General features: G+C 66.3%; 13 protein-coding genes. All 13 read right to left on the minus strand.

The annotated features are described in order from the left end of the window. Positions 1 to 83: 83 nt before the first annotated feature. A complete protein-coding gene (locus tag C4S71_RS21960) occupies positions 84 to 857 on the minus strand; it encodes an electron transfer flavoprotein subunit beta/FixA family protein (RefSeq protein ID WP_103970562.1) in 774 nt (257 codons plus the stop codon). A 48-nt stretch (positions 858 to 905) separates the two neighbouring features. Further along, the gene (locus C4S71_RS21965) at positions 906 to 1,682 is read right to left on the minus strand and encodes a ferredoxin--NADP reductase (RefSeq protein ID WP_103970563.1); all 777 of its coding nucleotides are present in this window, start codon (positions 1,680 to 1,682) and stop codon (positions 906 to 908) included. A 41-nt stretch (positions 1,683 to 1,723) separates the two neighbouring features. Beyond that, positions 1,724 to 2,734 (minus strand): YeiH family protein, encoded by a 1,011-nt coding sequence (locus tag C4S71_RS21970; protein ID WP_103970564.1) that lies wholly within the window; start codon positions 2,732 to 2,734, stop codon positions 1,724 to 1,726. Further along, a complete protein-coding gene (locus C4S71_RS21975; protein WP_086509548.1) occupies positions 2,734 to 3,066 on the minus strand; it encodes a DUF971 domain-containing protein in 333 nt (110 codons plus the stop codon). The genes C4S71_RS21970 and C4S71_RS21975 overlap by 1 nt, the downstream gene beginning before the upstream one ends. A 16-nt stretch (positions 3,067 to 3,082) precedes the next feature. After that, on the minus strand, positions 3,083 to 3,259 hold the full coding sequence (locus C4S71_RS22550; RefSeq protein WP_160113428.1) for a hypothetical protein: 177 nt from the start codon (positions 3,257 to 3,259) through the stop codon (positions 3,083 to 3,085). A 3-nt stretch (positions 3,260 to 3,262) separates the two neighbouring features. Continuing rightward, positions 3,263 to 3,586: a ferredoxin FdxA gene (gene fdxA / locus C4S71_RS21980; protein ID WP_103970565.1), complete on the minus strand. Its 324-nt coding sequence runs from the start codon at positions 3,584 to 3,586 to the stop codon at positions 3,263 to 3,265. Between the two features lie 98 nt (positions 3,587 to 3,684). Then, positions 3,685 to 4,644 carry a HEAT repeat domain-containing protein gene (locus C4S71_RS21985; protein ID WP_103970566.1) on the minus strand — a complete coding sequence of 320 codons (960 nt, stop codon included), beginning with the start codon at positions 4,642 to 4,644 and terminating at the stop codon, positions 3,685 to 3,687. Between the two features lie 3 nt (positions 4,645 to 4,647). Continuing rightward, the gene (locus tag C4S71_RS21990) at positions 4,648 to 4,881 is read right to left on the minus strand and encodes a 4Fe-4S dicluster domain-containing protein (protein WP_086509551.1); all 234 of its coding nucleotides are present in this window, start codon (positions 4,879 to 4,881) and stop codon (positions 4,648 to 4,650) included. Positions 4,882 to 4,931: 50 nt separating this feature from the next. Beyond that, the gene (locus C4S71_RS21995) at positions 4,932 to 6,668 is read right to left on the minus strand and encodes a fumarate reductase/succinate dehydrogenase flavoprotein subunit (protein ID WP_103970567.1); all 1,737 of its coding nucleotides are present in this window, start codon (positions 6,666 to 6,668) and stop codon (positions 4,932 to 4,934) included. Then, entirely contained in the window at positions 6,665 to 7,423 is a 759-nt protein-coding gene (locus tag C4S71_RS22000) for a GntR family transcriptional regulator (RefSeq protein ID WP_103970568.1), read from the minus strand. Before C4S71_RS22000 ends, C4S71_RS21995 begins: the two co-directional genes overlap by 4 nt. 65 nt (positions 7,424 to 7,488) lie before the next feature. Next, positions 7,489 to 8,355 (minus strand): ABC transporter ATP-binding protein, encoded by an 867-nt coding sequence (locus C4S71_RS22005; RefSeq protein WP_200825352.1) that lies wholly within the window; start codon positions 8,353 to 8,355, stop codon positions 7,489 to 7,491. Then, positions 8,352 to 9,275 (minus strand): ABC transporter permease, encoded by a 924-nt coding sequence (locus C4S71_RS22010; protein WP_103970569.1) that lies wholly within the window; start codon positions 9,273 to 9,275, stop codon positions 8,352 to 8,354. Before C4S71_RS22010 ends, C4S71_RS22005 begins: the two co-directional genes overlap by 4 nt. A gap of 436 nt (positions 9,276 to 9,711) precedes the next feature. Beyond that, on the minus strand, positions 9,712 to 9,981 hold a 270-nt coding region (locus tag C4S71_RS22015; RefSeq protein ID WP_304481824.1), incomplete at its 5' end, for a group II intron maturase-specific domain-containing protein.

Below are 9,981 nucleotides of genomic sequence, written 5' to 3' on the forward strand. Positions count from 1 at the left end.
CAGCCACCACGTGGGCGGTGGCACCGGCGAGCTGGCCGTCATGATGTTCTGCTAAAACCAGGATGCTCATGCGATCGGCTCCCTCAAATCACTTTGGCTTCGTTCTTCAACTTGTCCACGAGCTCGTCGACGGAGCCCACCTTGATGCCGCCCTTGCGCTCGGCCGGCGATTCGACCTTGAGCAGCGTGAGCTTGCTGGTCACCTCGACGCCGAGGTCGGCCGGGCTCTTGACGTCCAGCGGCTTTTTCTTGGCCTTCATGATGTCGGGCAGCTTGGCGTAGCGCGGCTCGTTGAGGCGCAGGTCGGTGGTGACGATGGCCGGCAGGGAAAGCGAAACGGTCTGCAGGCCGCCGTCGATCTCGCGGGTCACCTGCAGCTTTTTATCACCCCCCTCGCCGCTGATTTTCACCTCGGAGGCGAAGGTGCCCTGAGGCAGCCCGGCCAGTGCGGCGAGCATCTGGCCGGTCTGGTTGTTGTCGGTGTCGATGGCCTGCTTGCCGAGAATGACGAGACCGGGCTGCTCCTCTTCCACCACCCTGGCCAGCAGCTTGGCCGCGGCCAGCGACTCGACGCGCTCTTCGGTCTCGGCTGACGTATCGATATGCACGGCACGATCGGCGCCCAGCGCCAGCGCGGTGCGCAGCTGCTCCTGGGCGGCCTTGGGACCGATGGTCACGGCCACCACCTCGGTGGCCACGCCGCGCTCCTTCAGCCGTACCGCCTCTTCCACGGCGATCTCGCAGAAGGGGTTCATGGCCATCTTGACGTTGGTGAGGTCGACGTCGGAATGATCCGCCTTGACGCGGATCTTGACGTTGTAGTCGATGACGCGTTTGACCGCGACGAGGATCTTCATGGTTCTCTCCTGGCTCCTGGCTCCTGGCTCCTGGCTCCCGACTGCTGCTTACTTCTCGACGAAGGCACGCTCGATGACATAGTCACCAGGCTCGCCCTGCTGCGGACTGGCCTGGAAGCCCAGGTCGTCGAGCATGGCGGTAAGGTCCGAAAGCATGGCGGGGCTGCCGCACAGCATGACCCGATCCGTCTCGGAGTTGAGCGGCGGCAAACCGATGTCGGCGCACAGCTTGCCGCTCTCGATCAGCGTGGTGATACGGCCCTGGTTACGGAACGACTCGCGAGTCACGGTGGGGTAGTAGATCAGCCTGTCGCGAATCTCCTCACCGAGGAACTCATGCTCAGGCAGCTCCCGGGTGATGTGGTCGTGGTAGGCCAGCTCGCTGACATAGCGCACGCAGTGCACCAGCACGATCTTTTCGAAACGCTCGTAGACTTCCGGGTCCTTGATGATGCTCATGAACGGCGCCAGCCCCGTGCCGGTGCTCAGCAGGTAGAGATGCCGGGCCGGGGTCAGGTCGTGGACGACCAGGGTGCCCACCGGCTTGCGGCTGACCATGATCTGATCGCCTACCTTGAGGTGCTGCAGACGCGAGGTGAGCGGGCCGTCGGGCACCTTGATGCTGAGGAACTCAAGATAGTCGTCATGATTGGCACTGACGATGCTGTAGGCACGCATCAGCGGCTTGCCGCCCACTTCGAGCCCGATCATCACGAAGTGACCGTTCTCGAAGCGTAGCGCCTGGTCGCGGGTGGTGCGGAAGCTGAACAGGGTGTCGTTCCAGTGGTGGACGCTCAATACGTCGGCGGTTCCGATAGCAGCCATGAGGCTTACCTCCAGTCGTCTTGCATCGCGAGCGATGCGGTTCAGGCCACCGGCAGCAGCGCCAGCAGGCCCATCACGGTGAGTACCAGCGCTGCGCTCAGGGCACAGAGCAGCGACAGCGGACGCCAGCCCTGGGCCAGCAGGTCGCGAAGCGAAGTGCGCATGCCCAGCGCCGCCATGGTCACCAGCAGGCACCACTGGGAAGCGCTGACGAGCAGTTCCCGCAGTCCCGTGGGCAGCAGCCCCAGGCTGTTGGCGGCGAACAGCGCGACGAAGCCGAGCAGGAACCAGGGGAACTCGCCGGCACCGCGCTGGCCGCGATGCAGCAGCAGGCCGATTGCCAGCACCAGCGGTACCAGTAACGCCACGCGCAGCAGCTTGGTCAGCGTGGCCACGTCGCCGGCAGCATCGGAGACGAGATATCCCGCCCCGGCGGCCTGGGCCACGTCGTGGATGGTGGCGCCGAGGAACAGCCCGCTGGCGACGTCGTCGTAGCCGAGCAGCGCGGTGAGCGGTGGCAGGCCGAGCATGGCAAGCGTGCCCAGCGCAGTGATGCACACCACCACGCCCAGCAGGCGGCGCTCCTCGAGGCGGCCGGCGGGCAGCACGGCGGCCACCGCCACCGCCGCCGACACGCCGCAGATCGCCACCGCCGCCCCGGCTACCAGGCTGTGCGGCGCCGGCAAGCCCAACCAGCGCCCCAGCCACAGCGCCGCGGCGAGGATCAGCGGCACGCTGGTAAGCACCACCGCGAGCGGCAGCCAGCCGATCTCCTGTAGCTGTGTCAGGCCGATGCGCGTGCCGAGCAGGGCCACGCCGATTCGCAGCACCCGCCGGGCACAGAAGCCGACACCGGCCTGCAGGCGCGCCTCACCGGCCTGGCTGGCGAACCCGAAGCCCAGCAGCAGTGCGAGCAGCAGCGCCGGAGCGCCGTAGTGCTCGGCCAGGAAGCTGCCGGCCAGGGCCAGCACGAGGCACAGCGAGACCCCGGGATAGAGGCGCTTGAGCGCAGCCCAGGGCGGCGCCGCGGCAAGCGGCATGGGCGCGTTCATCACGCCGTCTCGCCCAGTTCACGCAGATAGCCCCAGGGAAACACGCCCCGGCTGTGGCCATCGGAGAAGAACAGCTGCAAGCCGCTGACGCCGAAAGGCTTGGCGTCGACCACGGTGATGTCGGCGTCGTACAGCGCCAGGCGGCCGCTACGCTTGGCATGCAGGCAGCTCGAGCAGGCGCAGGCGGCCCGCAGCGCCAGGCAGGAGAGCGTGTCCGTGCGGCCATCCGGCCAACGGATCTCCACCTCCCGCGTGCGGCGATTGAGGTGCACGCCGTCGGGCGGGGCGATGGTATGGCGCAGATGTTCCGGGACGTCGGCGATAGCCGTCATGACGACCTCCTAACGATCAGATTGGTGAAACGGGTGACGGTTGATCGCGCAGGCACAGCATGGGCACCTCCGCGGGCGGCGCGGGCGCGACCACCTCGACCATCGGCCGGGCGCTGTCGCTGACGCTGGCTCCCAGCACGATGGCGAGCAGCGCGACGCGCGCACGGCAACTCGTCATGACAAGTTGGCGCATGCGTCAGCGCTCCAGGTACTGCAGCTTCTCGCCCCGATCGACCCAGAGATCGGCCTCGCCCAGCGGCAGTCGGGCCTCGCCGATCACCGGCCAGACCTGGGCGAGTTCGGCGTTGAGCTCGAGGAAGTGCGCCTGGTCGGGCGGCAGCTCGTCGGCGGCGTAGATCGCATCCGCCGGACACTCGGGAGCGCACAGCGAGCAGTCGATGCACTCCACGGGGTCGATGACGAGGAAGTTGGGGCCCTCGTGGAAACAGTCCACCGGGCACACTTCCACGCAGTCGGTGTACTTGCAGCGGATACAGTTCTCGGTCACGACATAGGTCATTATCACGTCTCCTCAGGAATGCAGAGGGAGCCGGCCAGGCAGGCGTACCGCCTGGCCAATACGCGTAGTGCGTCAATCCCTTTCCGGACGAAAAATGCTCAGGCGGCGTTGTCGAGCTGCGACTGCGCCCAGCGCGCCAGCTTGCGCACGTCCGGATCGGGGTCGTCGAGGGCCCGCTCGATGTATGGCCGGCACTCCGGCTCGGCGATGGTGCCAAGGGCACCGATGGCCGCCTTGCGCAGGTTGCTCATCGCATCCCGAGCGCACTCGCCCAGCGCCGGTACGGCGGCCACGCCACCCAGCTTGCCCAGCGCTTCGGCGACCTTCTCGCGCACCTGCCAGGTCCCATCGCGGCTGGCCGCGATCAGCGGCTCGAGCCCGGCCTGATAGTCGAGCTTGCCGATGCCGAGAGCGGCCTCGCAGCGCACCTGCCAGTGCGGGTCTGCGAGGATCGCCACCAGCGGCGGACCCACCCGCTCGGCAGAGGCATAGACCAGAGCGCCGGCGGCGGCACGCCGCACCTCGGGGTCGGCATCGCTCCTGGCGCGGTCGATCAGCGCCGGCAGGTTCTCCACGGCCTTGAGCCAGCCGAGCACGCCCACCGCCTCACGCCGTACGCGGGCATCGTCGTCGCTCAAACGCGTGAGCGCCGGGGTCTGTGCCGCGGCCACCCGCAGCGGCTTGAGCGCTCGCAGAATGCCGGCCACCACGAAGGGGTCGTCGCTGCGCTCCAGCGCGGCCAGCAGCGGCGGCGCGACACTGGGGTCCTTGAGGTCGGCCAGGGCGTGGGCGGCGGCGTTGCGCACCACCTCATCGCCGTCGCTCAGTGCCGCCAGCAGCGAATCGGCGATATCCTCGGCATCGAACTCATCGACCACCTTGGCCGCCTCCTGGCGCACCGCGGGGTCCTCGTCCTTGAGCGCCTGGATCAGCAGCTCGGCGGCCTCGGGCTCGCCCGAGTCGACCAACGCCAGCACCGCCACACGGCGAATGCCGGGATCCGTGTCGGCAAGCTTCTCGGCAATCTCCTGCAGCTCGGGATCGTCGTACTGTTTCATGGCTCACCTCAGCAGATAGGGGATTTCGACCTTGACGGCATCGGTCGGGCAGTCGGCCTCGCAGGGCATGCAGTACCAGCACTCGTCGTAGCGCATGTGCGCCTTGCCGGTGGCCGGGTTGATCCACAGCACGTCGAGCGGACAGACGTCGATGCACACGGTGCAGCCCTTGTCGGCGATGCACTTGTCCTCGTCGACGATCACCGGGACGCTGGTGCGTTGCGTTGCAGTCGGCATGGTTTCTCTCCTCGATTCCTCGTTCGCGCGTCTTTGTCGCTTGCCTGGGGTCAGGCGTTGGCGGCCTTCTGCACACGCAGCTTCTGGTAAGCGTCCTTCTCCTCGCCGAGTTCGACGAGATAGGGCGCCACCGGTCGCTTGCCATGGGCCATGTTGCCGTTCTCGTCCTTGTACAGCCGGGTATGGCAGAACCACTCGGCGTCGTTCTGGTCGGGACAGTCGACCCGGTAGTGGTAGAGCCCCCAGCGCGACTCGGTGCGATAGAGCGAGGCGCGGGCGGCCATCTCGGCGCAGTCGATGATCGACTGCACCTCCATCGCACGCAGCAGCTCGTGGGGGTCGGTGGCCTGCAAGCGGGGCAGGTCCTCGCGCACCGCGAGGATGCGCTGCAGGCCGATCTCCATCTTGCGGGTCACCTTGGGCGGCTGCAGGTAGTCGTTGACCAGGCGGCGCACCTTGTACTCCATCTGCGCCGGGGGGATGCCGTCGGTCACCTTGAGCGGCGCCTGGATGCGCTCCAGCTCGGCGGCGATGAAGGCCTCGTCGAGGGTCGGCATGCCGCTGCGCGCCTTGGCGAAGGCGGCCGCGCTCTCGCCGCAGATCTGGCCGTAGACGAAGGCGCCGAGCATGTAGGAGTGGGCCACCGAGGCCATGTCGCCGGCGCCATACAGGCCGGGCACGGTGGTGGCGCCGGTCTCGTCGACCCATACGCCCGAGGCGGAGTGGCCCGAGCAGAAACCGACCTCGGAGATGTGCATCTCGACCATGTGCTGGCGATAGTCGGTTTCGCGGCCGTCGTGGAAGCGCCCGCGCGAGGGGCGTTCGTTGGTGTGCAGGACGGTCTCGATCTCCTGGATGGTCTCTTCGGCCAGGTGGTCGAGCTTGAGGAACACCGGGCCGTTGCCGCCCTCCAGCTCCTTGAAGAACTCCAGCATCATCTGGCCCGACCAGTAGTCGCACTCGATGAAGCGCTCGCCTTGGGCGTTGGCGGTGAAGCCGCCGAGTGGGCCGGTGACGTAGGCGCAGGCCGGGCCGTTGTAGTCCTTGAGCAGCGGGTTGATCTGGAAGCACTCGAGGTTCGCCAGGTCGGCCCCCACGTGATAGGCCATGGCATGGCCGTCGCCGTTGTTGGAGGGGTTCTCGTAGGTGCCGAACAGGTAGCCCGACGTCGGCAGGCCGATGCGCCCGGCGGCCCCGGTGGCCATGATCACCGCCTTGGCGCGGATGATGATCGGCTCGGCGGTGCGCGTGTTCACCCCGATCATGCCGGCAATCCTGCCGTCGCCATCCTTGAGCAGGCGGGTGGCCTGATAGCGGTTCTCGATCTGCACCCGGTGACGGCGCAGGCGGCGATAGAGGATCTTCTTGACGTTGTGGCCCTCCGGCATCGGCAGCACGTAGGTGCCGAGGTGGTGGACCTTCTTCATGTCATAGTCGCCGGTCTCGTCCTTCTGGAAGTGCACGCCCCAGGAGTCGAGCTTCTCGATCATCGGGAAGGAGCGCTGGGCATAGGCCATCAGCGCCGGCTGGTGAACGATGCCGTCGTTGGCGATGGTGATCTCCTTGACGTACTGCTCGGGCGTCGAGTGGCCGGGCACGATGGCATTGTTGAGCCCGTCCATGCCCATGGAGATGGCGCCGGAGCGCTTGACGTTGGCCTTCTCCAGCAGCATCACCTTGAGATTCGGATCCTGCTCCTTGGCGGTCACGGCCGCCATGGGGCCGGCGGTGCCGCCGCCGATGACCAGCACGTCGACGTCGATGACGGGAATGTCGCTTGCGTTCATGATTCCTCCGATTTCCGATCCACTCGGAATTGGTATTTGAAGGCGTCCCCGCGGAAGCAGAGGTATTCGAAATCGACCGGCCGACCCGCGCGGTCGTAGGTCAGTCGCTCGACGCGCAGAATGGGCTCGCCCATCCTGAGGTTGAGGTGGTGCTGGGTTTCCTCGTCGCAGAGGGTGGAGTCGATGGCGATGTCCGCCGCACCGAGCGGAATCGAGAAGCGGTTCTCCAGCATCGGAAAGATGTCGCCGGAGAGCTCCTGACCGAACAGCCGCCGGCCGATGTCCATGGGGAAATAGCTGCTCTCCAGCGAGACCGCCTCGCGGTTGAGGTAGCGCACCCGCTTGACCTCCACCACGGCGTCGCCGGAGCGCAGCCCGAGTGCGGCGGCCACCGCCTTGCCCGGCTTGCACTCCTGGATCGACAGCAGTCGCGCCGTGGCCTCGTACCCCTGCGCCGCCATGGCCTCGCCGAAGCCCTGCAGGCGCTGCACGTTCTGTACCGCCTTGGGCTTGCTGACGAAGGTGCCCTTACCCTGGGCGGAAAACACCAGCCCCTCGTTGTGCAGGTCGCGCAGGGCCTGGCGGATGGTGATTCGGCTCACGCCGAAGCTCTTCATCAGGGTGTTCTCCGACGGCAGCCGCTCGTGGGGCGAGTAGCCGCCCTCGAGGATGTTGCGCCGCAGAGTGTCGCGGATCTGCACGTAGAGCGGCTGCGGCGAGTCGCCCGGCTGCAGCTTGAGTTCCTGGCTCTTCATGGTCGTTGCCTCTTGTCATGACATGTCATGTCGACTCGAGCGCCGAATGCGCCTGCCATCCCGGCTCAGCCCGCCTGGTTCTGCTGTTCGAAGGCGCGCAGCGTCTGCTCGCGAATCAGGGCGAGACACTCGCGCTTGAGCGCCATGAACTCGGGCGTGGTGAGCAGCTCCTGGGTACGCGGACGCGGCAGCCGCACCGGGATGTCGGCGATGATGCGGCCGGGGCTGGCGCTCATGACCACGATGCGGTCGGAGAGGAACACCGCCTCGTCGATGTCGTGGGTGACGAACAGCACCGTGTTCTTGAACTCGCCCCAGATCTCCAGCAGGTTCTCCTGCATCATGCTGCGGGTCTGGGCATCCAGGGCGCCGAAGGGCTCGTCCATCAGCAGCACGCTGGGGTAGTTGGCCAGCGCCCGGGCGATACCCACGCGCTGCTGCATGCCGCCGGAGAGCGTGGTGGGAAAGGCGTTGGCGTAGCGCGACAGCCCCACCAGCGCGAGAAAGGTATTGGCCACGCTCTCGGCCTCGCGCGCCCCCGCGCCGGCCATCAGCGGGCCGAAGGCGACGTTCTGTTTCACCGTCTTCCACGGAAACAGCGAATGCTGCTGGAACACCATGCCGCGGTCGGGGCCAGGCTTGACGATGCTGTGGCCGTCGAGCAGCACCTCGCCCCGGGTCGGCTTGACGAAGCCGGCCACGCTGTTCATCAGGGTCGACTTGCCGCAGCCGGAGGGGCCCAGCAGCGAGACGAACTCGCCCGGCTGGATTTCGAGACTAGCGGAGGCCACGGCACGCTGAGGACCGCTGCCGGTGGCAAAGACGATATCGAGGTCGCGCACGCTGATCCGTCCCTTGCCGCCGGCGCTGCGCGGACGGAAGCTGTGGGGATGCTCGACCACGGCGGCACGAGTGAGTTGGCTCGGCATCATGACTTGGCCCCCTCGGTCTGCCAGCGCAGCAGCGGCGAGCAGGCCTTACGTACCAGCAGGGTGCACAGCGAGCCCAGCCCGCCGATGACCAGCATGCCGATGATGATCTTGGGGTACTCGACCAGGGTGTAGGCCGACCAGGTGAAGTAACCGATCCCGTACTGACCGCTGATGATCTCGCCTGCCAGCAGCGAGAACCACGCCACCCCCATGCCGATGGCAAGCCCCGCGACGATGCTCGGCAGCGCGCCGGGCAGCACCACGTGCCAGAGAATCGCGGCGTTGCTCGCGCCCAGGCTGCGGGCGGCGCGCACCAGCACCTTGGGAGTCTGCTCGACGCCGTGCACGGTGTTGATCACGATGGGAAACAGCGCGCCGAGGAAGGTGATGAAGACGATGCTAGCCTGCTCGGTGGGCATCATCAGGATCGCCAGCGGAATCCAGGCCACCGCCGGGATCGGCCGCAGAATCTCGATGTAGGGCAGGATCACGTCCTCGGCGAAGCGCGAGCGGCCCATGAGAACCCCCAGCGTCACCCCGAGCACCACGGCCAGTCCGTACGCCATGGCGATACGCTGCATGCTATGGAAAATATGTACGTAGAACTCCTGACTTGAGGCCTGAGCCAAAAACTCCGCTCCCACTACCAGCGGCCCCGGCACGTTGTCGAAGCGAACGAAGAAGTCGAAGCCGTAGGTCGAGGCGAGATGCCAGCCCAGCGCTGCCACCAGCAGGGCTCCGATGCGGACCAGGTAGCGGTCCCAGTCCACGGGCAAAAGGCGCCGGTAGCCAACCGCGCCATCGACGGCCGGCTGCGCCTCGGCTGGCGCCGGTTTGGCGGCAGAGCGCTCTACGCTCTCGAACGGGCCTGATGCAACGGCCTCGGACAGTGGTGGGCGAGGACTGGGGTTCAAGCTCATGAGGTCACCTCTCGTCACGGGAGCGCTGTCTGCGCAACGCTGTGGGTAGTGAAACCGGCGCTTGTTGTGTCGTTGTTGCCGGGGGCGAAGCTTGTACTATCAGGTCATATCGTTTACTCAGTAAGCTGCATCAGCCGTGCCAACACTCTGCATATCGATGCCAAGGATTTAATCCAAAAGGAGTTTTTATTTTTAACCCAATCGAAGATACGGCTCCTCAGTAATTGACCTGCGCGCCCGCGTGGTGCATATCGGAATTGACAAGCATCAGACTGATGCATTTATTCTGAGTCCCGCCCTCTTAATCCAATACAAGTAGAACAACTCATAACGCCAGAAAGGCGAGCAACCCTCATATCGCCCGAATCGGGTAGGGGCCGGGGTCACCCCCGGCGCCCTCCCACACCACCGTACGTACCGTTCGGTATACGGCGGTTCATGAAGAACGGCTAAGCCCTCTTACCGTATCGAGTACCGAGATCAGGCCCAGTCCATCAAACCACTTCCTTGGCAGGGCCTGATTCATGTGCGAGGCCCCGGCGTTCCACCAGGCGCCTCGCCCATTTCCCGCTGACTTCCACGCCCGATAGTCGTCCAGCCCCAGCGCCAAGAGCTTACGACGCCGGGTCCGCGGGCGCTTCCACTGCCGCCAGATCACGCAGCGCAGTCGGCGACGTATCCAACCATCCAGCGCTTCCAGTGGACG

The organism is Billgrantia desiderata, from assembly GCF_900108215.1.
In the GTDB taxonomy this organism is placed as follows: Bacteria; Pseudomonadota; Gammaproteobacteria; order Pseudomonadales; family Halomonadaceae; genus Halomonas; species Halomonas desiderata.